This is a genomic window from Pseudomonas sp. W5-36, assembly GCF_046540455.1.
GTDB lineage: Bacteria > Pseudomonadota > Gammaproteobacteria > Pseudomonadales > Pseudomonadaceae > Aquipseudomonas > Aquipseudomonas graminis_B.
In genome coordinates this window covers 341,191-363,721 of the sequence record NZ_JAXCIQ010000005.1, presented here as the reverse complement: position 1 = coordinate 363,721, position 22,531 = coordinate 341,191, and the positions used below count along the sequence as shown (strand labels likewise).

Genomic DNA, 22,531 nt, shown 5'->3' with positions numbered 1-22,531 from the left:
TTATGCACGTCATGTAATTGATCCCCCCGAGGTCTCGTCAGAGGCCTCTCTTATTTGAACCGGTGCTGTGTCCATTCCTCTGTCCCCTATCAATAGCCAGCAACTCACCGCGCACTCGGCCGAAGCGCTGTGTGCCTGGCTGTTGGCCAATGCCGGGCTCAAGACAGGTGATCTGGAACGGGCACAGCGACTGGCCCAGGAATCGGAAGGCAGTTCGCTGACCGAATTGCTGACCCGCTTGGGGCTGGTGTCCGAACTGGACTTGGCCAAGGCGTGGGCCTCAACGCTGCAGGCGCCGCTGCTGCTGGCGGAAAACGTGACGCTGTCCGGCGAGCCGTTGCCAGAGTTGAGCGAACGCTTTCTGCGCCACTATCGCCTGCTGCCCATCGGCGCCCACGCCGATGGGGTGCACGTCCTGGCCGCCAACCCGGGCAATGCCTATGGGCTGGACGCCGTGGCCTACGCCTGCCAGGCGCCGGTGTACGTGTCGGTCGGCGCTGGCAGCGAGGTCGACGGGCTGATCGAGCGTTATTACGGCCAGGGCCGTTCGGCCATGGGCTCGCTGATCGAAACCCTCGACGAGCACGACGGCGCCAAAGAAGACATCGAGCACCTCAAGGACCTCGCGTCCGAGGCGCCGGTCATTCGACTGGTCAACCTGATCCTGCAGCGGGCCGTCGAGCAACGCGCTTCCGACATTCATATCGAGCCGTTCGAGAGCCAGCTGAAAGTGCGCTATCGCATCGACGGCGTCCTCCACGAAGCGGAAGCACCGCCCTCCAGTTCTTCAGCTGCCATTATTTCGCGACTGAAGATCATGGCGCGGCTGGACATCGCCGAGCGGCGCCTTCCCCAGGACGGCCGCATCATGCTGCGCATCCAGGGTAAAGAGCTGGATTTGCGGGTGAGCACGGTGCCCACCAGTTTCGGCGAGTCGGTAGTGATGCGTCTGCTGGATCGGCAGACCGTCAGTTTCGACTTCCCCAGCCTGGGCATGGACGGCGAACGCCTGCAGAACTTCCTCGACGTGCTGGAAAACCCCCACGGCATTCTGCTGGTCACCGGCCCCACCGGTTCCGGCAAGACCACCACGCTGTACACCGCACTGTCACGGCTCAACACCGCCGAGCGCAAGATCATCACCGTGGAAGACCCGGTCGAGTATCAGCTCGAGGGCATCAACCAGATTCAGGTCAAGCCGGCCATCGGTCTGGACTTCGCCGGCGCCCTGCGCTCCATCGTCCGGCAAGACCCGGACGTGATCATGATCGGCGAGATGCGTGACCTGGAAACCTGCCGCATCGCCATTCAATCGTCCCTGACCGGTCACCTCGTGTTGTCGACCCTGCACACCAACAGTGCGGCGGCGAGTATCACGCGGCTGCTGGACATGGGCGTCGAAAGCTACCTGATCGCCTCCACCGTGAAAGGCATTCTGGCCCAGCGGCTGGTGCGCAGGCTCGATCCGCTCACGCGCATCGCCTTCGAAGCACCGCCGGAACTGGTCGCCGAGCACGGCCTGGACCGCTTCACCGATCAGCGTCCCATCACCCTGTATCGCCCCGCCAGCGAATTGCCCGGCGGCGGTTATCACGGCCGCAGCGCCATCACCGAATTGCTGGTAATGAACGAAGAACTGCGCGGCCTGCTGATGCGTCAGGCCGATGCCTCGACGCTGGAACAGGCGGCCCGCCGTGGTGGCCTGCGCACCCTGTATGAAGAAGGCCTGCGCCAGGCGGTGGCCGGCGTGACCTCCCTTGAAGAGGTGCTGCGCGTTACGCGTGGCGACTGACCATGGCCCATTTCAAATACCGCGCTCTGGATGCCGACGGCGTCGCCCAACACGGCACCCTCGAAGCCGCCGATCAGACCGCGGCAACAGCCGTCCTGCACAAACGCGGCCTGTTGCTGCTCAGCCTTGAGGCCAGTACCAACAGTGGCCTGCGTGCGGCCATGCGCCGGGGCGCCATGAACGGCGCGGCGCTGGTGAGTTTCACTCAGCAACTGGCGACCCTGCTCGGCGCCGGCCAGCCGCTGGAACGCGCCCTGACCATCCTCCTCAAACAGACCCACGAGCCCAAGCGTCAGGCGCTGCTCGAACGAATTCGCGAACAGGTCAAGGCCGGTAAACCCTTGAGCCAGGCGCTGGAAGAAGAGCACGGCCAGTTTTCCAGCCTGTACATCAGCATGGTCCGCGCAGGCGAGGCCGGCGGCTCTCTGGAAAACACCCTGCGTCAACTCAGCGAGTACCTGGAGCGCAGCCAGATGCTGCGCGGCGAAGTCATCAATGCGCTGATCTACCCGATCTTTCTGGTGGTCGGCGTGCTCGGTTCCCTGGCCCTGCTGCTGGCCTACGTGGTGCCGCAGTTCGTGCCGATCTTTCGTGACTTGGGCGTGCCGATTCCCTTCATAACCCAGGCGATCCTGTGGCTGGGGGAGTTCCTCAGCGCTTACGGGTTGCTGCTGCTCGGTGCGATCGTCGGCCTGATCTGGACCGTCGCGGTGCTGCGCCGCGATCCGCAACGGCGCCAGCGTCATGACCGACGCCTGCTGTTCATCAAAGTCATCGGCCCGCTGTTGCAGCGGATCGAAGCCGCGCGTCTGGCGCGCACCCTCGGCACGCTGCTGAGCAACGGCGTCGCGCTGTTGCAGGCGATGACCATCGTCCGTCAGGTCTGCGGCAACTACGCCCTGCGCGCCCAGGTCGAACAAGCCACCGAATGGGTCAAGGGTGGCGGGACGCTGGCCCAGGCGTTCGGCGAGCAACCGCTGCTCCCCGAACTGGCCCTGCAGATGATTGAAGTCGGCGAACAGGCCGGCAACCTCGACGGCATGCTGCTCAAGGTTGCCGACGTCTTCGACGTCGAAGCCAAGCGCGGCATCGACCGTCTGCTCGCGGCGCTGGTGCCGAGCCTGACCGTTGTCATGGCGGTGATGGTGGCGGTGATCATGCTCGCCATCATGCTGCCGCTGATGAGCCTTACCAGTAACATTTGAGGAAATACACATGTCCCGATTCAACGCTGCCCAAGGCCGTCGCCAGGGCGGTTTCACCCTGCTGGAAATGCTCGCCGTGATCGTGCTGCTGGGCATTGTCGCCACCATCGTCGTGCGTCAGGTCGGCGGCAACGTCGACAAGGGCAAGTACGGCGCGGGCAAGGCGCAACTCGCCAGCCTCGGCATGAAGGTCGAAAGCTACGGCCTGGACGTCGGCACGCCGCCGGCCAATCTGCAGCAACTGGTGACCAAGCCGGCCAACGCCACTGGCTGGGCCGGCCCGTACGCCAAGCCTTCGGACCTGAAAGATCCGTTCGGCCACGCGTTCGGCTACCGCTACCCGGGCGAGCACGGCAGCTTTGACCTGATCTTCTTTGGTCAGGACGGCCAGCCTGGCGGTGACGGCTACAAGGCCGACATCGGTAACTGGGAATAACATGCGCGCCCTGCCCCGCGCCCGCGGCTTCACCCTGTTCGAATTGCTGGTGGTGATCGTTCTGATCGGCATCAGCGTCGGCCTGGTGAGCTTTGGCGTGGGTCGGGGCTTGCACGCGGCCGGTGAGCGTCGGGCGTTGAGCGAGGTGGTGCAATCCCTGCGCGCGGCGCGGGTGCAGGCGATCGTCAGCGGGCAACCGGCGCAGACACGCTTTGACCTGCGCAACGGGCGCCTTCAAGGCCCGCACCTGAAGCCGGTGCAACTGCCCGACGACATGCGTGTGCAATTGCAGACCGCCGACGGCCTGGGCCCGGCGTTCGAGTTCTACCCCGACGGCGGTTCCAGCGGTGGCCATCTGCTGCTGGCCCGGGGCGACAAACACTGGCGCGTCGACATCAACTGGCTGACCGGCAACGTTCAGTTGCGCACGCTCAATTGACGCGTCAGCGCGGTTTCACATTGCTGGAGATGCTTGCTGCCCTGGCGGTGCTGGCAGTGTGCAGCAGCGTGCTGGTGGTGGCGTTCGGGCAGAGCGCGCGGGCCTTGCAGCAGGCGCAACGCAGCGACCGGCTGAGTCTGGCCGCGCGTTCGCTGATTGATGAGGCCAGCGCCGGCCGCTTGCAGCCGGGTCGCACGGAGGGCAAGTGGAGCGGCGTGACCTGGCAGATGGATGTCAGCGCACTGCCCCGCGGCAATGCACCGGCGACGGCCTGGCGCCTGGACCTTGAGGTGAGCGACGGCGCGCGGCGCGCCCATTACAGCAGCCTGCAAGTGCGCAGCTCAGACTCGGGTGCCGGGCAATGAGGCGCCGTTCAATGACGCGCCAATGCCAGGGTTTCACCTTGCTCGAAGTGCTGGTGGTGTTGAGCCTGCTCGGCGTGCTGCTGACCATGGTTGGCGCGGCGATCACCGGGGCCAACCGCGCCATGGCCAAGGCCGAGCGCTATAGCACGCGGCTCGATGAAATACGGTCCACCCAGAATTTTCTGCGCCACGCCATCGGCCAGGCGCTGCCACTGGCGGCCGGCGGGTCCGAGCCCGGCCAGGCGCCGGTGTTCGAGGGCGACGCCCAGGCCATGAGCTTTTATGCGCCGCTGCCCGCCACATTGGGCGGCGGTTTGTACCGGCACAGCGTGACGCTGGCAGCCGGTCAGCGCTTACAGGTCAGCCTGGAGCGCCTGCGCGGTCAGACGTTGTTGCCGGCCGAAGAGCCCCAGGTGCTGTTGCATGACGTGCGCTCGCTGCAACTGAGTTATCGCGGCGTGTCGCCCACCGGTGAATCGACTGCATGGCTGGATCACTGGCCTTGGCCGGGGCGCCTGCCGATCAGCGTGCGCATCGACGCGCAACTGGGCGGCCCCGTGCCGTGGCCATTACAGAGCATCAACCTGCGCCTGGACCTGTCCGGCGAGGCGCACACGTTATGAACGGCGGTCGGCAAAATCAGCGCGGCGTCGCATTGCTGCTGGTGTTGTGGGTGCTGGCGCTGCTCAGTACCCTGCTGGCCGGTTTGCTCGGCTGGGTGCATTTGCAGAACCGCCAGGCCCTGTGGCAACGCCAGCACACCCAAGGGGTCCTCGCCGCTGAAGCTGGCATCGGCATGGCGGTGCTGGCGCAGCTGGACCGCGACCCGGTGCGGCACTGGAAAGCCGACAACCAGCCCCATGAATTGCGTTTCGATGACGCCGCGCTGGCGGTGAGCCTGGGCAGCGAGACCGGCAAGCTCGACCTCAACGCGGCACCGGCGGAATCCTTTACCCGCCTGCTGGTGGCGTGCGGCGCGAATCCGGATCTGGCGCGGCAGGTGGCGCAGGGCCTGGAACAGCGTCGTGGCGGTGACCGGGCACCGCTGCGGATGGTCGAAGAAGTGCGCGAACTGCCGGGCATCGGCCAGCCGCTGTACCAGTGCGCCAGCCCGCACGTCACGTTATGGAGCGGCCTGAGCGCGCCGGATCCGCGCATGACGTCGCCCTGGCTGCGGCAAGCGCTGGGGCTGCCCCAGGCCGGGCCCGCAACCGAAGACGCAGGACCGGTCATCAGTATTCGAAGCCAGGCGACATTGCCCGGCGGTTACACCACGACGCTCAACGTCACGTTGTTATTGAACCCATCGAAGGAGGGAGCGCGACCGTATCGCGTTCTGCGTTGGCAAGAATGAAGCAATCACTTTTACAGCAACTGGCGCCCTTGCAGGCCCGGGTGCGCAGTCAGTGGCGTGACAGCCCGGCGCAGCACCTGTGGCAGGCGTGGCTGGACGAGTTGCAGGCGATGCTGCCCGCCAGCGTCCGCGCGCGGCTGATGCCCCAGGTGCGCGAGCGGCTGATCGACTGGCCCCTGCCCGAGCACATTGCCCACGAGACCGGCGAGCGGCTGATCCTGATGCTCCCTGCCGGCATGGTGCTGGCGCAACCGTTGCAATTGCCGCTGGCAGCGCTGCGCGACCTGCACAGCGTGGTCGGTTTCGAGCTGGACAAGTACACGCCCTACCCCCGCGAGCAGATGCATTACGTCGCGCGCGTCACCAGCAAAGGCAAAACCCTGGCGCAGGTGCTGCTGGTGGCGGTGCTGCGCGAGCGTTTGCAGCCGATCATCGACAGCTGCAGGGAACGCGGCCTGTCGCTCTATGCCGTGGATGCGCGCAACGCCAAGGGCGAACGGCTGAATGTCGATCTGCTGCCGGCCGAGCTGAAGCCAGCGACCGCAGGTTCCGCACGCCTGCCGCGCTTCCTTGCCGTGGTCTGTGGCGCCTTGCTGCTGACCTGCATGGTGCTCTGGCTGGATGCGCGTACGGTGCAGGTCGAAGCGATGCAACAGCACGTCGACGAGCAACGCAGCCAGGTGCAAGCCGTACAGAACCTGCGCCGCGAACTGATCAACACCCAAGGCGCCGCACGCTACCTGGCCCAGCAAAAGGCCGCGCAACCCACCACCTCCAGCGTGCTCGCTGACCTCACCGGTTGCCTGGGCGCTGACACGTGGGTCGAGCAGCTGGAGATTTCCGACAGCGGCAGCGTGTCGATCACCGGCCAGAGCGCCAAGGCCAGTGCCCTCATCAGCCGCATGAAAGACTGCCGCACCCTGACCGACGCGCAGTTCCAGGGGATCATTCAGCCCGATGCGCAGACCGGCAAAGAGCGCTTTTCCCTGCGCGCCCAGCTGCCCAAGGAGGCCGCCGATGCGCCGTGAACTGACCCCGCGCGAACGTCGCGGTGCCGCGCTGATCGCCCTGGCCCTTGTGCTGTGGGCGGCCTGGTGGCTGCTGGTGCAGAGCTGGTTTCTTGATCCGTTGAGCGATCTGCAGGAACAGGCCGAGACCCTGCGCCATCAAGAACAACGCTATGCCGGCGCACTCGCTCAACGCGACAGCCTTGAGCAGCAGTTGCAGGCCGCCCGCCGCGACCCGTCGAGCCGCAGCAGCCTGTTGCCCGGCGAAGACCCGAGCGCCGTGGCCGCCGACCTGATGCAGCGCAGTCTCGATCTGGTCAAGGCCCACGCCGATCAGGGCCCCGGTTGCCAGGTCACCCAGCGCATGCCGATCACCCCCGAGCGCGACAGTGCCGAGCCCTATCGTCAGGTCAAAGTCAGCCTGACCCTCGACTGCGCCATGGAGCCGCTGGTGGGTTTGCTCCACGAGCTGGAATACGGCCAGCCGTTCCTGTTCATCGACAACCTGAGCATTCGCCGCGCCACCTCGGCGCCGGCCAGCGGTGGCGCCGGACGCTTGCAGGTGCACCTGCTGTTACGCGGGTATCTGCAACAGGCCGCGCCGCACAAGGCGCTGCCGTCCAAAGCCCCCGCCGCCGAGCCAGAGACCGACTCTCGACAGCAGCCTGATCCCGCTGAGCAAGCCGATCTGGATGATCAACCCCAACCACTGACACCGTCCGAGGAGCCTGACGCATGAAGTTCGACTCCCTTACCCTCGCGCTCGGCGCTGTCACGGTCGCCCTCGCCGCCGTTGTCGTCAGCCTGAGCATGGGCGCCGGTCAGGAGATCGACTGGTTGCCGGCCGGCGAAGCCCGTGAAGCGGCACCAACCGCCGGGCCCGCGGCGTTGCCCTCGCTGCCGGCTCAAGCGCTCACGCTGACCTGGCAGCAGTCGATGTTCAGCCCGGACCGCAAACCTGATCTGGTCACCGGCAAATCCCAGGCCTCGTCCCTGGACGGCATCAGCCTGAGCGGCGTGATCATCGACGGCGCTTCACAGTGGGTGCTGCTGCAACTGCCGCAGAAGCGCCGCCTGAAGCTGGCCGTCGGCAGCACGCTGGACAATGGCTGGACCCTGGATTCGGTCACGCCGCAACACGCCACTTTCAGCCATCAGGGCCAGACCCGCGAACTGCGACTGCCCCTGCTGCGCCTTCCGCCGCCGTCGAAAGTCCCCCCTATTACTCTTCCAAACGTACCCACACCATGAACAATCGCACCCCTGAGTTTTCCCGTCTGCGCAGCCCGTTGTTGTGCCTGGCCACCGCCGTGGCCCTGGCTGGATGCGCGTCCACCCCGGAACGTTTTGAAAACGATCCGGCCCTGATGCAGGAAGCACTCAATGGCACCGGCTCGCAGCGAGGCCCGGTCAGCGATCCGGTCGAAGCGCCGAGCCCGAACAATCCTGGCGCAAGGCCTGCGCCCGCGCGCCAGCAGATCATTCGTGGCAACCAGACCTTCGTACGCGGTGCCGGTCCGGCCCAGAGTGGCGCGGGTGGAAGAGGCGCGTCGGCGGCGGCTGGTGATATCACCTTCAACTTCGCCAATCAGCCCATCGAAGCGGTGATCAACACCGTGCTGGGGGATTTGCTGCACGAGAACTACAGCATCAACCAGGGCGTGAAGGGCGACGTCAGCTTCTCCACCTCGCAGCCGGTGAACAAACAGCAGGCGCTGTCGATCCTCGAAACGCTGCTGTCGTGGACCGACAACGCGATGATCCGCCAGGGCGACCGTTACGTGATCCTCCCGGCCAACCAGGCCGTGGCCGGCAAGCTGGTGCCGGAGATGCCGGTGGCGCGCCCGGCTACCGGGCTGTCGGCGCGGTTGTTCCCGCTGCACTTTATCTCGGCCACCGAGATGCAGAAGCTGCTCAAACCCTTCGCCCGTGACAACGCGTTCTTGCTGGTCGATCCGGCGCGCAACGTATTGAGCCTCGCCGGTACGCCGGATGAACTGGCCAACTATCAGGACACCATCGACACCTTCGACGTCGACTGGCTCAAGGGCATGTCCATCGCCGTGTATGGCTTGCAGCGCGCCAGCGTCAGCGAACTGATGCCAGAGCTGCAGAAGATGTTCGGCCCGGACAGCGGCATGCCGTTGGCCGGCATGGTCAAGTTTCTGCCCATCGAGCGGACCAACTCGGTGGTGGCGATTTCTTCCCAGCCGCGTTACCTGAGCGAAGTCGGCGACTGGATTCACACCATCGACGAAGGCGGCGGCAACGAGCCGCAGATGTACGTCTACGACGTGCGCAACATGAAAGCCACGGACCTGGCCAAATACCTGCGGCAGATTTACGGCAACGGCCAGATCAAGGACGACAGCGCGGCCAAGGTCGCGCCGGGGCTGCGCACCCGTTCGCTGTCCTCGCTCAACGGCAGTGGCACCGGCAGCAGCGGCGGATTGAGCGGCAGTGGTCAGGGCCTGAATGGCAGCTCCGGGATGGGCGGTGGCCTGGGCTCGGGCATGGGTGGCGCCAATGGCGGTTTGCAGAACGGCACTCAGCAAGGTGAAGAAGAGCAGGACGGCGAAACCTCCGAGGACAGCGCCGACAGCAGCGGACAGAGCGACAGTTCGGACGCCGCCTCGAGTGGCTCGGGCGCCAGCAAGCGCCTGGACGACAGCACGCGCATCACCGCGCAGCAGAGCAGTAACCAGTTGCTGATCCGCACGCGTCCGGCCCAGTGGGCCGAGATCGAGTCGGCCATCAAGCGACTGGACAACGCGCCGATGCAGGTGCAGATCGAAACGCGGATTCTGGAAGTGAACCTGACCGGCGAGCTGGACCTCGGCGTGCAGTGGTACCTCGGTCGTCTGGCCGGCAATTCCGCCAGCACTACTGTCGCGAACACCGCTGGCAGTCAGGGCGCTCTGGGCGGCGGCGGTGCCGGGCTCGGTGCCACCGATTCGCTGTTCTATTCCTTCGTCAGCAACAACCTGCAGATCGCCCTTCACGCGCTGGAACAGAGTGGCCGCACGCAAGTGCTGTCGGCGCCGTCGCTGGTGGTGATGAACAACCAGCAGGCGCAGATTCAGGTCGGTGACAACATCCCGATCAGCCAGACCACGGTCAACACCTCGACCACCACCGCCACCCTGAGCAGCGTTGAATACGTGCAGACCGGGGTCATCCTCGACGTCGTGCCGCGCATCAATCCGGGCGGTCTGGTGTACATGGACATTCAGCAGCAGGTCAGCGACGCCAACGACACGGCCACTGACGCCAACGGCAACCCACGGATCTCGACGCGTTCGGTGTCGACCCAGGTGGCGGTGCAGAGTGGTCAGACCGTGTTGCTTGGCGGCCTGATCAAACAGGACAACGCCGACACCGTGTCTGCCGTCCCGTACCTGGGCAGCATCCCCGGCCTGCGCTGGCTGTTCGGCAACACCGTCAAGAGCAAGAAACGCACCGAGCTGGTCGTGCTGATCACCCCACGGGTCATCACCAGCAACAGCCAGGCGCGGCAAGTGACCGATGATTATCGTCAGCAACTGCAGTTGATCAAGCCGACGCCGCCGATGAGCACCCGGTAGTTTATTGATTGTGGTTTATCGTTCCCACGCTCCGCGTGGGCACGATCCGATCAAATCCACCGAGGGCACCTTGGCGCCGTCGCTTCTGCCTCGGGGGCCTGAAATTGCTTTACTCCCGCGCGTGAAACTCTCGGCCTCGGGCGAAGACCAACACAGTACCCATGACTGGCGGGTTTCAGCCCGAGAGAGCGCACGCAATTGGACAGCAACGACGGTTTGCATTTTCACGACGACGAACTGGCGCAGGCGCGGCGGTTCAACAAGAAGCTGGCATGGCTGCCGCGGTTTCGTATCCGCAATCGCTTCACGCCCCTTTTGATCCAATCACTGTTGCGCGTTGGCCAGCTCAATGGCGCAGCCAATCTGGCCCGCCATGGCTTGCACGCTGAAACCACCACGGCGAGTGTCGACGGTCATCGCGTGCCGGTGCGGATCATTCGGCCCAGGGGCAAGGCCAAAGGTGTGGTGCTGGACATTCATGGTGGCGGCTGGATCATCGGCAATGCGCAGATGAATGACGACCTCAATATGGCGATGGTGCGGGCGTGCGAAGTGGCGGTGGTCTCGGTTGACTATCGGCTCGCTGGCTCAACGCCGGTGGAAGGGCTGATGGAGGATTGCCTCGTCGCCGCGCGCTGGTTGCTGGGTGATGGCTGCCCGGAATTCGCCGGGCTGCCGGTGATCGTCGTCGGAGAATCGGCGGGCGGGCATCTGGCCGGGACGACGCTGCTGCAGCTCCAGGCCTGGCCCGAGTTGTTCAAGCGCGTGTGCGGCGCCCTGCTCTACTACGGCGTCTACGGCCTGACCGGTACGCCGAGCGTGCGCACGGCAGGCCCCGATACGCTGGTGCTGGACGGCCCGGGAATGGTCGAGGCCCTGCGCATGCTCACGCCCGACATCAGCGACGCCCAGCGTCAGGCGCCGCCGTTGTCGCCGTTGTATGGGGATTTCTCCGGTTTCCCGCCCGCGTTGATGTGGGTCGGCGAGTTGGACCCGCTGCGCGATGACACCCTGCAACTGGCGGATCGCTGGGGCAAAACCGCAGGGGTCGAAGTGCACCTGCTGCCGGAAGCGCCCCATGGCTTCATCCACTTCCCCACCCTGATGGCCGACCGTGTGCTGGAGCATAGCCGCGCCTGGATTCGTCAGCGCATTCAATCTACGGCGGGTTGACCGAATTCGACTGACTGCGCGCCGCTTTCTAGCGGGACCTGGCCGTGACGCAGAATTGTGGGACCGGCTTCAGCCGGGAAGGCGTCAGCAGCCACACCGCAAATTTAGGGTGTTCATACCGGCCTCTTCCCGGCTGAAGCCGGTCCCACCAAAAGCAATCGCAGGGCCCTCCCGCTAAACCCGATCGAACCCCTCGTGCCGTCTCGGGTCTGCTGATCAATCGCTTTCCCGGAGAACCTTCGATGTCCCCGCATCACACCCTTGTCCTGCTCGCACGAGCGGGATATGCCGCACGCGGCGTTATGTACCTGATCATCGGCATTTTCGCCTTGCTCGCCGCCCGCGATTCGTCACGCCCCAAGGACAGCCACAGCAGCCTCGAAGCCCTGTTCAGCCAGCCCTTCGGTCACTTTCTGGTCGGGCTGGTGGTGGCAGGTCTGCTGGCATTCGCGGCCTGGCGGGTGTTGCAAGCCACTCGCGACGTCGACCATCACGGCAGGGAGTTCAAGGGCCTGGTCATTCGCGGCGGCCTGCTCGCCGGCGGTCTGGTCAACGGTGCGCTGGCGTTCTTTGCTCTGGGCCTGTTGATCGACGGCCTGCGCAGCTCCGGCGGTGGTGGCGGAGGTCAAACCGAAGACCTGCTGGCTTACCTGCTGTCGTGGAAACACTCCAATCTGGTCGTCTACCTGGTTGCGCTGGTGCCGTTCGGCGTCGGCATTGCGCATTTCTTCAAGGGCTGGAAAGCGTCCTTCGAGAAGTATTTCGAGGCCGACGATGAAGTCATGAAATACGTGACCCCGGTGTCCCGCTTCGGCCTGATCGCGCGCGGCGTGGCGTTCGTCGAAATCGGCGTGCTGCTGGCCATCAGCGGCTCGAGCTATCAGGCGATGCACCCGCCCGGGCTGAAAGATGCACTCAATGCGCTGCAAAACCTGCCGGCAGGCGGCGTGGTGTTGATGGTCATGGCGCTGGGCCTGATCGCGTTTTCGGCGTACAGCTTTGCCGAAGCCGCCTGGCGCCGGATCAACATGGACGTGCCCGGCATGGCCCAGGCCTGAGCCTCTGCGGGATCAGGCGGTTCAGAGCTGCCGCAGATTGACTGATTGCGGAGTCATCGATCCACAGTGATCGGAACCCCAGCCTGTTTTTCCTCGCGCCCTCGCTCCCTAGCATGGCTCCACTCATTACGGTGGAGCTTTCCCCATGCACGACTTGCCCGTTGTTTCGACCCACGTGACGCCCATGTCCTCGGCGTCCCCCTCCTGGCGCGAGTGGCTGTCGGTGTATTCCGTGGCCTTGGGCGCGTTTGCCTTTGTCACTGCCGAATACCTGCCGGTGGGCGTTCTGCCGCAGATCGCCGAAAGCCTTGACGTCACCGATGGGGTGGCGGGGCTGATGGTCACCGTACCGGGCATCATCGCGGCGATCTCCGCGCCAGCGATCATCCTGGGTGCCGGACGCATGAACCGCCGGCATCTGTTGCTGTTCCTCAGCCTGCTACTGGTGCTGTCGAACCTGATCTGCGCGGTGTCACCGTCGCTGCCGATCATGCTGCTGGGTCGCGGGCTATTAGGGATTTCCCTCGGCGGCTTCTGGGCCGTGGCGATTGCGGCGGCCGGGCGTCTGGTCAGCGAGTCGAGGGCGGCTAAAGCCACGGCGCTGATCTTCGCCGGTATCACCCTGGCGACGGTGTTCGGGGTGCCCTTCGGGACTTTCGTCAGCACGGTCTTTTCATGGCGCATGTCCTTCGTCGTCACCGCCGGATTGGGCCTGATCGCTCTGGCAGCGCAGGCCATCACCCTGCCCTCGCTGCCTTCCAGCGAAGGACTCAAAGCCCGTGCGCTGCGGGCATTTCTGTCCCGGGGCACAGCGCGGCGCAGCATGCTTTTGCTCGGAACGGTGGTCGCCGCGCACTTCACCGGCTACACCTACGTCGCGCCGTTTCTCGGCCAGTACGCCGGGTTCTCGCCCAACGCGATTACTGGGGTGCTGCTGGGTTTCGGGCTGGTGGGCATGCTGGCGAACTTCGCCATGGCCGGGACCCTAACCACGCATTTGCGCGCGTCGCTGGGCGCCGTGATTGTGCTGATGGTGCTGGCGCAACTGGCGTTGCCGCATTTGCAAGGCGTCGGCGTGATGCTGGCGGTGCTGGTGTGGGGGGTGGCCTATGGCGCGATTCCGCTGGGCGTCAGCAGCTGGATGCAACTGACCTCGCCGCAGTTGCCGGAAGCCAGTTCGGCGATGCTGGTGACCATGTTTCAGGTGGCGATCGCCTCGGGCTCGCTGTTCGGCGGGCTGATGGTCGATCACCAGGGCGTGTCGGCGGCGCTGTGGCTGGGCGCGGGTTTGGGGCTGCTGGGCCTGGCGGTGATGCTCAGCTTCGGTGTCGCCCGGGCGCCTATCGCTCAAGCGTTGCAGCGCTGAGTCAGCCCTTGAGGATGTTGTCCTTGAAATAGTCGATCAACACCCGCAGCCGAGGGGCCGTCTGCTTCGACGCAGGCCAGAGCATCCACAGGTTGCCGGTGTGGTCGGTGTAATCCCCGAGCACCACCTTCAGCCTGCCGTCGGCCAGCGGCGCGCGGATGGAAAAATCCGGCAGGCAGGCAATCCCGACGCCATCGATCGCCAGATGCGCCAGCGGGTCCGTCGTCGTGCAGGTCAATGCCCGCGAGAGGTTCGGCTGAATGTGCGTGTCCCCGATGCGCAACGGCCAGCGCTCGATCATCCCGGTGGCCGGAAACTTGTGCAGCAGGCAGGTGTGGTGAATCAGCTCGTCGGGGTGCGCCGGCTCACCGCAGCGCTCCAGGTACGCGGGCGATGCCACCAGTTGCAGCTGGAAGCCGCCGAGCTTGCGCGCGGTCAGCCGCGAGTCCTGGGGCGCACCGGTGCGGATCACGGCATCGAAACCTTCCTCGATCACGTCCACCATACGGTCGGACATGTCCACTTCCAGCTCGATGTCCGGGTAGGCGCGCATGAACCCGGCCAGCACCGGCATGATCAGTACGTTCTGAATCGGCACGCTGATGCGCACTTTGCCGCGTGGGGTGGCGGACAGCTCATGCAGTTCCAGTTCGGCCGCTTCGACCTCGCTGACGATGCGCTTGCAGCGATCGAGAAACAGCTCGCCTTCGGTGGTCAGCCTCACGCTGCGGGTACTGCGATGGAACAGCCGCACGCCGAGGCGCTCCTCCATGCGCGCCACGCTCTTGCCCACGGCGGACGACGAGATTTCCAGCAGACGCCCCGCTTCGGTGAAGCTGCGGGTTTCGGCCACGGTGATGAACGCCGTGATGCCGCTGAGACTGTCCATCATGGGTGGTGTGCTCTTGGATGGATGAAAGTGATGCATCGTTGGGTGAGACGGGTTGTAGCACTGACTGTGGGGCTGACTCCAGACCGGATTGCGGGACCGGCGATGAACACGACCGTGGGGCGGGTTGTGACCTCGACTGCAGGGGCGGCTTTAGCCGGGAAGGCGTCGGATGGCGCACTGCAAAAGTGGGGGTGAATGCATTCGCTTCTTCCCGGCTGAGGCCGGTCCTACGAACAGCATTGCGTGTGTCCAGTGGGGTGAGCTGCAGCCTTGCCAAAGCATGCTTCATGTTCAGCTCCGATTAAGTATCCGGGCGCTAACTTATGAAAACGGCAACCCAGCCTGTCAAATAAGTTCAACGGAGGAATTAAAGCAGATCCGCAGCTCGGCTGTTTATAACCCACTACCGATAACTGCCGGCATGCTGAACCCGAGCTGTCTGAGCACGAAATAACAGTCAGATGTTTAAACATGACGCTTCTAACCACGGCAATGCACGAACAACCGTCATATCCAGCTGATAGCCCCGTATTCATTGGCTATCACTGCCTGACGAACACACGGAAATGTTACGCGTCACGAGCGTTATTTTCATATGTGTGAGATTAATCTCCAGATCAGGTGATAGCGGAACAACGTAATCAGATCTCATCATCTGATGACTCAGTTACATAAATGACACGATGCCCGCAACGGCACCGTTATGAATACCTGCACGTGTTTTAAATAACTTCCCAGGCGGTGCATGTTAGCGCCAGCGGACGGGTGTGTTCAAAACTTGAACTTCAGTGGGACGTTCTCATTATGAATGAGGCTTTTCTTCCTTTTTCCCGGCCCAGTATCGGCGATGAAGAAGTGGCGGCCGTAACCCGCGTGCTGCGCTCCGGCTGGATCACCACGGGCCCCGAATGCCAGCAGCTCGAAGCGCAGTTCGCCGAACGGGTCGGTGCCCGGCATGCCATCGCTGTTTCCTCCGCAACAGGCGCCATGCACATCGCCTTGCTCGTCCTGGGCGTCGGCCCCGGCGATGAAGTGATCACGCCTTCGCAGACCTGGGTCTCGACCGCCAACATGATCTGCCTGCTGGGCGCCACCCCGGTGTTTGTCGACGTTGACCGGGACACGCTGATGACCGACGCCGATTTGATCGAACAGGCCATCACCCCGCGCACCAAAGCCATTGTGCCGGTGCATTACGCCGGCGCCGCCTGCGACCTCGACCCGATTTACGCCCTGGCGGACCGCCACGGCATCGCGGTCATCGAAGACGCCGCCCACGCGGCGGGCACGGGCTACAAGGGCATGCCGGTAGGCAGCCGCGGCACGGCGATCTTTTCCTTCCATGCCATCAAAAACATGACCTGCGCAGAGGGCGCGATGGTCGTCACCGACGATGCCGTGCTGGCCGATCGCGTGCGCCAGCTGAAATTCCACGGCCTCGGCGTCGATGCCTACGACCGCCTGACCCTGGGCCGCAAACCCCAGGCTGAAGTCATCGAGCCGGGCTTCAAATACAACCTGGCGGACATCAACGCCAGCATCGCCCTCGTGCAATTGCACCGGCTGGATCACATCAACGAGCAACGCCGCCGGCTGGCCAGCCACTACCTGGACCGCCTGGCAAGCAGCCCGGTCATGCCACTGGCGCAACCCGCCTACCCGCAACAGCACGCCTGGCACCTGTTCATCCTGCGCATCGACCCCGAGCGCTGCGGCCTGGACCGCGACGGGTTCATGAAAGCCCTGCAAGAGCAGCGCATCGGCACCGGCATTCACTTCATTGCCACGCACCTGCACCGCTATTACCGACAGCGTTTCCCTAACGTGCACCTGCCGAACACCGAGTGGAATTCGTCGCGGCTTTGTTCGATCCCGCTGTTCCCGGACATGACCCGCGACGATGTCGAGCGGGTGGTCGGGGCCATTGAATCCATCGTGGAAGCGCGCCCTTGAAAGCCTATCCCGTCCGTTATGTGTCCATCGTCATCCCGGTCTACAACGAGGAACGAAGCCTGCCCGAATTACTGCGCCGCACCGAGGCCGCCTGCGCCCTGATCGGTCACGCTTTCGAAATCGTGCTGGTGGACGACGGCAGCCGCGACGCCTCGGCCGAGCTGCTTCAACAGGCCGCCGAGCGACCAGGCAGCCCCGTCGTGGCGGTCATTCTCAACCGCAATTACGGCCAGCACGCGGCGATCATGGCCGGCTTCGAGCAGTGCAAGGGCGACGTGGTCATCACCCTGGACGCTGACCTGCAGAACCCGCCGGAAGAGATTCCGCGCCTGGTGCGCCTCGCCGAACAGGGTTACGACGTGGTCGGCACGGTGCGCAACCAGCGGCAGGATTCCGCCTGGCGGCGCTGGCCGTCGAAACTCATCAACCTCGCCGTGCAGCGCTCCACTGGCGTGGCGATGAACGACTACGGCTGCATGCTCCGAGCGTACCGGCGCAGCATCGTCGACGCCATGCTCGCCTGCCGGGAGCGCAGCACCTTCATCCCGATCCTGGCCAACAGCTTTGCCCGGCACACGACTGAGATTCTGGTCGAGCACGCCGAACGCGAACACGGCGATTCCAAGTACAGCCCCATGCGCCTGATCAACTTGATGTTCGACCTCATCACCTGCATGACCACCACGCCCCTGCGGCTGCTGAGCATCGTGGGTTTTGGCATGGCGATACTCGGCGTGCTGTTCGCCCTGGCGCTGGTGGTTCTGCGGCTGATCTTCGGCGCGCCCTGGGCCGGGCACGGCACCTTCGTCCTTTTTGCCGTGCTGTTCGTGTTCACCGGCGGGCAGTTCATCGGCATGGGCCTGCTCGGCGAATACCTCGGGCGCATGTACAGCGACGTGCGCGCACGGCCGCGTTTCTTCATTGAAAAGGTCGTGCGCCGCACCGCTGTTTCAAGCGCCTACCCGGTCAACTCCTCCCCCTCTGCTGATGCCCACAAGGTCGCACCATGAACCAGAAAGCGGTTGTTTTTGCTTACCACGATATTGGCTGCGTTGGCCTGCAGGCCCTGCTCGCCGCCGGGTATGACATCGCAGCGGTGTTCACCCACGCCGATGACCCCAAGGAAACCACCTTCTTCGGCTCGGTGGCGCAGCTGTGCGCGCTTCACGGGATCGCCGTATACGCGCCGGAAGACCCCAATCACCCGCTGTGGGTTGAGCGCATCGCCCGGCTCGAACCCGATTTCATCTTCTCCTTCTACTACCGCCAACTGCTCGGCGAACCGTTACTGGCCTGCGCGAAAGAAGGCGCGTTCAACCTGCACGGCTCACTGCTGCCCAAATACCGTGGCCGGGCGCCGGCCAACTGGGTCCTGGTGAACGGCGAAAGCGAGACAGGCGTGACTTTGCACCAGATGGTCAAACGCGCCGACGCAGGCCCCATCGTCGCCCAGCAGCGGATCTCGATCAGTCCGACTGAAACGGCCCTGACCCTGCACGGCAAGTTACGTGAAACCGCCGCAGACCTGCTCTCGGACACCCTGCCATTGCTCGCCCAGGGCCGGTTGCCGGGCACACCCCAGGATGAATCCGCCGCCACCTGTTACGGCCGGCGCAGCGCTGCCGACGGTCTGATCGACTGGTCGCTGCCGGCCACCCGGCTGGGCAATCTGGTCCGCGCGGTGACTCAGCCCTACCCCGGCGCGTTCTGCCCGGTGGGTGAGCACAAACTGATTGTCTGGGCCGCCCGCGCAGAGACCGCTTATACCGGCGAAGCCCCCGGCACGGTGCTCGGTTGCGAGCCGTTGCGCATTGCCTGCGGCGAAGGCTCGCTGGTGATCAACGCCGGCCAGCGTGGCGACAACGGCCTGTACCTGAGCGGCGCGCAACTGGCCCGTGAGTTCGGTCTGGTGGAGGGCTCGCGCTTGCAGGGCATGGACCCGCGCCGCCCGGTCCGACGCACCCGCGTGCTGATCCTCGGGGTCAACGGCTTCATCGGCAATCACTTGTCCGAACGTTTGCTGCAAGACGACCGCTATGAAATCTATGGCATGGACATCGGCTCGGATGCCATCGAACGCCTGCGCGCCAGGCCGAACTTCCACTTCATCGAAGGCGACATCAGCATCCACTCCGAGTGGATCGAGTACCACATCAAGAAGTGCGACGTGGTGCTGCCGCTGGTGGCCATCGCCACGCCCATCGAATACACGCGCAACCCGCTGCGGGTGTTCGAGCTGGATTTCGAAGAGAACCTGAAAATCGTCCGCTACTGCGTCAAGTACAACAAGCGCGTGATCTTCCCGTCGACCTCGGAGGTGTATGGCATGTGCCAGGACGCCAGCTTTGACGAGGACACCTCGAATCTGGTGGTCGGGCCGATCAACAAGCAGCGCTGGATCTACTCGGTGTCCAAGCAGTTGCTGGACCGGGTGATCTGGGCCTACGGGCAGAAGGGTTTGCAGTTCACCCTGTTTCGTCCGTTCAACTGGATGGGGCCACGGCTGGACCGGCTGGATTCCGCGCGCATCGGCAGCTCACGGGCCATTACCCAGCTGATTCTGCACCTGGTCGAGGGCACGCCGATCCGGCTGGTGGACGGCGGCGCGCAAAAGCGCTGCTTCACCGACGTGGTCGACGGCATCGAAGCCCTGGCGCGGATCATCGAAAACAAGGGCGGGCTCTGCAACGGCCAGATCATCAACATCGGCAACCCCGACAACGAAGCCAGCATTCGTCAGCTGGGCGCCGAGTTGCTGCGTCAGTTCGAGGCCCATCCGCTGCGCGACAACTTCCCGCCGTTTGCCGGTTTCCGTGAGGTCGAGAGCCAGTCGTTCTACGGCAAGGGCTATCAGGACGTCAGCCACCGCAAGCCGAGCATCGACAACGCCCAGCGGCTGATCGCCTGGACACCGACCATCGAGCTGAGCGAAACCATCGGCAAGACCCTGGACTTCTTCCTCCGGGAAGCCATGGCCGAGAAGGCCGAACCGACTGTCAGCACCGGCGCACGCAGCTGATGAAGGCCGGTCTGCGCATCGACGTCGATACCTGGCGCGGCACCCGCGACGGCGTGCCGCGACTGCTGGACCTGCTCGACGAAGCGCAGGTCAAGGCGACGTTTTTCTTCAGCGTCGGCCCGGACAACATGGGGCGCCATCTGTGGCGTCTCGCGCGGCCGCAGTTCCTCTGGAAAATGCTGCGCTCCCGGGCGGCCAGTCTGTACGGCTGGGACATTCTGCTGGCGGGCACCGCGTGGCCCGGCAAACCCATCGGTCGCGATCTCGGGCCGCTGATGCGCCGCGCTCAGGAGGCCGGTCATGAAGTGGGCTTGCACGCCTGGGATCACCACGGCTGGCAGGCCAATGCCGGGCGCTGGAGCGAGGCCGAGCTGAGTGATCAGATCCAGCGCGGCGTTGACGTTCTCAGCGATATTCTCGGCCACCCGGTGACCTGCTCCGCCGCCGCCGGCTGGCGTGCCGACGAGCGGGTGGTGCAGGCGAAAGAGGCATTCGGTTTTCGCTACAACAGCGACTGTCGGGGCACCTCGATATTCCGTCCGCTTCTGGCCGATGGCGCGCCGGGCACACCGCAGATTCCGGTGGACCTGCCGACTTACGACGAACTGATTTCGCCGCAACTCGACGCCCAGGCCTTCAACGACGACATCCTCGGGCGGTTTGCGGCCTGGAAGCTGAACGTCTACACCGTCCACGCCGAGGTCGAAGGCATCGTCATGGCCCCGGCTTTTCGCGCGCTGTTGAGCGAGGCGAAAAACCATGGCGTCGACTTTCAGCCCCTTGGCGCGCTGTTGCCGGACAGACTGGATCACTTGCCCGCGGGCCAATTGGTCCGCGGGGCGTTGCGCGGTCGCGAAGGCTGGCTGGGGGTGCAGCGATGATCAAAGCCGAACATCGCAACATCGCCCTGCTGGTGCTGGCCTTCGCCGCGTTCTATCTGCTGCCGCTGGGGTCCCACGGCTTGTGGATTCCCGATGAGACCCGCTACGCCCAGATCAGCCAGGAAATGCTGCACAGCGGGCACTGGGCGGCGCCTCACTTCATGGGCCTGCGCTATTTCGAGAAACCCGCTGCGGGCTATTGGCTGATTGCCGTCGGCCAGGCCATCTTTGGTGAAAACCTGTTTGGCGTGCGCATCGTGTCAGCGCTGAGCAGTGGCCTGAGCGTGGTACTTGCTTACTGGCTCGCCGCGCGGATGTGGAACGACCCGCGCAAGAGTTTCGCCAGTGCGCTGCTGTTCATGAGTTTCGCCTTTATTGCCGGGCAAGCTGGTTATGCCAACCTCGATCCTCAGTTCACCCTGTGGGCCAACCTGACGCTGGTCGGGTTCTGGTGCGCCGTTCACCGCAGCGGGCGTGCGCGACTCGGCGCCTGGACGTTGATCGGTCTGGCCTGCGGCATCGGCTTCATGACCAAGGGTTTTCTGGCCTGGGCGCTGCCGGTGATGATCACCCTGCCCTACATGCTCTGGCAGCGGCGCCTCGGCGAGCTGCTTCGCTATGGGCCGCTGGCGGTGTTGATCGCCATCGTCGTGAGCCTGCCGTGGGTGCTCACGGTGCATGTTGAGGAATCGGACTTCTGGCGATTCTTCTTCTGGCATGAGCATGTGCGACGCTTTGCCGGAGCCGATGCCCAGCACGCCGAACCCTGGTGGTTTTACCTGCCACTGTTGGTGGTGTCGTGCCTGCCGTGGGCTGTGTTGCTGCCGGTCACGTTCCGCCAGGCCTGGCAGCGCAGGCGTCGACCCGACATCGGCTTTCTGCTGCTGTGGCTGCTGGTGCCGCTGGCGTTTCTCAGCGTCAGCAACGGCAAGCTGCCGACGTACATTCTGCCGTGCCTGCTGCCGGTGGCGCTGTTGATGGCGGATGGGCTGATAGAACGCCTCAAGCAAGGTCAACTCACCGCGTTGCGCGTCAACGGCTGGCTGAACGCGGCCGCCGGCTTGATCGGGTTGGGCGTGCTGCTCTGGCTGCAACTCCGACAGCCGGTGTACGTCCACGAACCGCTGAACCTGCTGCTGGCGATCATCGTGTTGATCGGCTGGTGCGCGAGCAATGCGCTGCAAGGCCTGCGCCCGATGAAGTTTTGGGCGGCACCGGCGCTGGGCAGCTGGCTGCTGGTGGCGCTGTTGCCCGCGGCCCTTCCCTATGACGTGGTGCATAACAAGACGCCTGACCAGTTTGTGCTTGCCCATCAAGCGCAACTGGCAGCGAGCACGCACTTGCTGAGCAATGATCTGGGCGCTGCGTCGGCACTGGCGTGGCGGCTTAACAGAACCGACGTGTCGTTTTTCAACACCTGGAACGAACTGGATTACGGGCTGGGCTATCCCGACGTCATAGGGCGCGAAGTCACCCTTAAGGGGATTGATGAGTGGATGACCCAGGCCCGCCGCGAGGGTCAGGTCGGGGTGGTCATGCGTGGCAGAAGTGACGAGGAGCTGCGCGAGCTTGAGTTGCTGCCCAAGGACGCCGAGCGCTATGACGAAGGCAATCTGATCATCCTCATTTACGGGAAGTCAGCGCCATGACCTGGCTGCTGTTGTTGGGCACCTGCGGGCTGACCTGCCTGGGCCAGGTCGCGCAGAAGTGCGCGGTGGAGCGCTGGGGCGGCACGTTCCCCGGCGTGCTCGCGGCCGCGCGCTCGTTCTGGTTGTGGCTGGCCGTGGGCTGTCTGGGACTGGGCCTCGTCGGCTGGCTGCTGGTGTTGCAACGCCTGGAAGTCGGCATCGCTTACCCGATGCTGGGGCTGAATGTGGTGCTGATCACCCTCGCCAGCCGGTTCGTTTTCAAGGAATCCATCGACGCCGTGCACTGGTTGGGCGTCGCGTTGATTCTGGCGGGCGTCGTGCTGCTGGGGCGTCAGGCATGAGCCGGTCAAGTCTTTGC

General features: G+C 64.6%; 20 protein-coding genes and 1 pseudogene. 20 read left to right on the top strand and 1 reads right to left on the bottom strand.

Annotated features, from left to right (window positions below; genetic code table 11):
• Positions 1 to 73 precede the first annotated feature (73 nt).
• The 14 genes and pseudogenes from gspE to SLW74_RS12110 all read left to right on the top strand — a co-directional run bounded on the left by gspE (position 74) and on the right by SLW74_RS12110 (position 13,779).
• Positions 74 to 1,792, top strand: a complete 1,719-nt coding sequence (gene gspE / locus SLW74_RS12175; RefSeq protein WP_065989098.1) for a type II secretion system ATPase GspE — start codon at positions 74 to 76, stop codon at positions 1,790 to 1,792.
• Positions 1,793 to 1,794: 2 nt separating this feature from the next.
• Positions 1,795 to 2,997: a type II secretion system inner membrane protein GspF gene (gene gspF / locus SLW74_RS12170; protein WP_192130437.1), complete on the top strand. Its 1,203-nt coding sequence runs from the start codon at positions 1,795 to 1,797 to the stop codon at positions 2,995 to 2,997.
• Positions 2,998 to 3,007: 10 nt separating this feature from the next.
• Positions 3,008 to 3,433 carry a type II secretion system major pseudopilin GspG gene (gspG, locus tag SLW74_RS12165; protein WP_065989019.1) on the top strand — a complete coding sequence of 142 codons (426 nt, stop codon included), beginning with the start codon at positions 3,008 to 3,010 and terminating at the stop codon, positions 3,431 to 3,433.
• Position 3,434: 1 nt separating this feature from the next.
• On the top strand, positions 3,435 to 3,872 hold the full coding sequence (locus tag SLW74_RS12160) for a Tfp pilus assembly protein FimT/FimU (protein WP_410929022.1): 438 nt from the start codon (positions 3,435 to 3,437) through the stop codon (positions 3,870 to 3,872).
• Positions 3,869 to 4,237, top strand: coding sequence for a type II secretion system protein (locus SLW74_RS12155; protein ID WP_410929021.1), 369 nt, complete (start codon positions 3,869 to 3,871; stop codon positions 4,235 to 4,237). The genes SLW74_RS12160 and SLW74_RS12155 overlap by 4 nt, the downstream gene beginning before the upstream one ends.
• An 11-nt stretch (positions 4,238 to 4,248) precedes the next feature.
• A complete protein-coding gene (locus SLW74_RS12150) occupies positions 4,249 to 4,860 on the top strand; it encodes a prepilin-type N-terminal cleavage/methylation domain-containing protein (protein WP_410929020.1) in 612 nt (203 codons plus the stop codon).
• On the top strand, positions 4,857 to 5,591 hold the full coding sequence (locus SLW74_RS12145) for a type II secretion system minor pseudopilin GspK (protein ID WP_410929019.1): 735 nt from the start codon (positions 4,857 to 4,859) through the stop codon (positions 5,589 to 5,591). The genes SLW74_RS12150 and SLW74_RS12145 overlap by 4 nt, the downstream gene beginning before the upstream one ends.
• On the top strand, positions 5,588 to 6,619 hold the full coding sequence (locus SLW74_RS12140) for a PilN domain-containing protein (protein ID WP_410929018.1): 1,032 nt from the start codon (positions 5,588 to 5,590) through the stop codon (positions 6,617 to 6,619). Before SLW74_RS12145 ends, SLW74_RS12140 begins: the two co-directional genes overlap by 4 nt.
• Positions 6,609 to 7,199 (top strand): annotated as a pseudogene (gene gspM, locus SLW74_RS12135) (type II secretion system protein GspM); the annotation flags it as partial. The gene SLW74_RS12140 and the pseudogene gspM, both read left to right, overlap by 11 nt.
• Positions 7,200 to 7,333: 134 nt before the next feature.
• A complete protein-coding gene (locus SLW74_RS12130; RefSeq protein WP_410929017.1) occupies positions 7,334 to 7,849 on the top strand; it encodes a hypothetical protein in 516 nt (171 codons plus the stop codon).
• A complete protein-coding gene (gspD, locus tag SLW74_RS12125) occupies positions 7,846 to 10,182 on the top strand; it encodes a type II secretion system secretin GspD (RefSeq protein ID WP_065989011.1) in 2,337 nt (778 codons plus the stop codon). The genes SLW74_RS12130 and gspD overlap by 4 nt, the downstream gene beginning before the upstream one ends.
• A 198-nt stretch (positions 10,183 to 10,380) precedes the next feature.
• Entirely contained in the window at positions 10,381 to 11,355 is a 975-nt protein-coding gene (locus tag SLW74_RS12120; protein ID WP_410929016.1) for an alpha/beta hydrolase, read from the top strand.
• A 242-nt stretch (positions 11,356 to 11,597) separates the two neighbouring features.
• The gene (locus tag SLW74_RS12115; RefSeq protein ID WP_410929015.1) at positions 11,598 to 12,413 is read left to right on the top strand and encodes a DUF1206 domain-containing protein; all 816 of its coding nucleotides are present in this window, start codon (positions 11,598 to 11,600) and stop codon (positions 12,411 to 12,413) included.
• 145 nt (positions 12,414 to 12,558) lie between these two features.
• Complete coding sequence (locus SLW74_RS12110; RefSeq protein WP_410929014.1) at positions 12,559 to 13,779, top strand: MFS transporter; 1,221 nt, start codon at positions 12,559 to 12,561, stop codon at positions 13,777 to 13,779.
• Between the two features lies 1 nt (position 13,780).
• Here the strand turns inward: SLW74_RS12110 and SLW74_RS12105 are convergent, their stop codons facing one another.
• Positions 13,781 to 14,668 (bottom strand): LysR family transcriptional regulator, encoded by an 888-nt coding sequence (locus SLW74_RS12105; protein WP_410929053.1) that lies wholly within the window; start codon positions 14,666 to 14,668, stop codon positions 13,781 to 13,783.
• An 807-nt stretch (positions 14,669 to 15,475) separates the two neighbouring features.
• On the opposite strand from SLW74_RS12105, the gene arnB reads away from it, so the two are divergent.
• Genes arnB through SLW74_RS12075 form a run of 6 tightly spaced genes read left to right on the top strand, consistent with a single transcriptional unit; the run spans position 15,476 to position 22,514 of the window.
• Positions 15,476 to 16,624: a UDP-4-amino-4-deoxy-L-arabinose aminotransferase gene (arnB, locus tag SLW74_RS12100; protein ID WP_410929013.1), complete on the top strand. Its 1,149-nt coding sequence runs from the start codon at positions 15,476 to 15,478 to the stop codon at positions 16,622 to 16,624.
• On the top strand, positions 16,621 to 17,634 hold the full coding sequence (arnC, locus tag SLW74_RS12095; RefSeq protein ID WP_410929012.1) for an undecaprenyl-phosphate 4-deoxy-4-formamido-L-arabinose transferase: 1,014 nt from the start codon (positions 16,621 to 16,623) through the stop codon (positions 17,632 to 17,634). Before arnB ends, arnC begins: the two co-directional genes overlap by 4 nt.
• Entirely contained in the window at positions 17,631 to 19,643 is a 2,013-nt protein-coding gene (arnA, locus tag SLW74_RS12090; RefSeq protein ID WP_410929011.1) for a bifunctional UDP-4-amino-4-deoxy-L-arabinose formyltransferase/UDP-glucuronic acid oxidase ArnA, read from the top strand. Before arnC ends, arnA begins: the two co-directional genes overlap by 4 nt.
• On the top strand, positions 19,643 to 20,524 hold the full coding sequence (arnD, locus tag SLW74_RS12085) for a 4-deoxy-4-formamido-L-arabinose-phosphoundecaprenol deformylase (protein ID WP_410929010.1): 882 nt from the start codon (positions 19,643 to 19,645) through the stop codon (positions 20,522 to 20,524). The genes arnA and arnD overlap by 1 nt, the downstream gene beginning before the upstream one ends.
• Entirely contained in the window at positions 20,521 to 22,173 is a 1,653-nt protein-coding gene (arnT, locus tag SLW74_RS12080; RefSeq protein WP_410929009.1) for a lipid IV(A) 4-amino-4-deoxy-L-arabinosyltransferase, read from the top strand. The genes arnD and arnT overlap by 4 nt, the downstream gene beginning before the upstream one ends.
• On the top strand, positions 22,170 to 22,514 hold the full coding sequence (locus SLW74_RS12075) for an EamA family transporter (protein WP_065989001.1): 345 nt from the start codon (positions 22,170 to 22,172) through the stop codon (positions 22,512 to 22,514). Before arnT ends, SLW74_RS12075 begins: the two co-directional genes overlap by 4 nt.
• Positions 22,515 to 22,531: the final 17 nt, after the last annotated feature.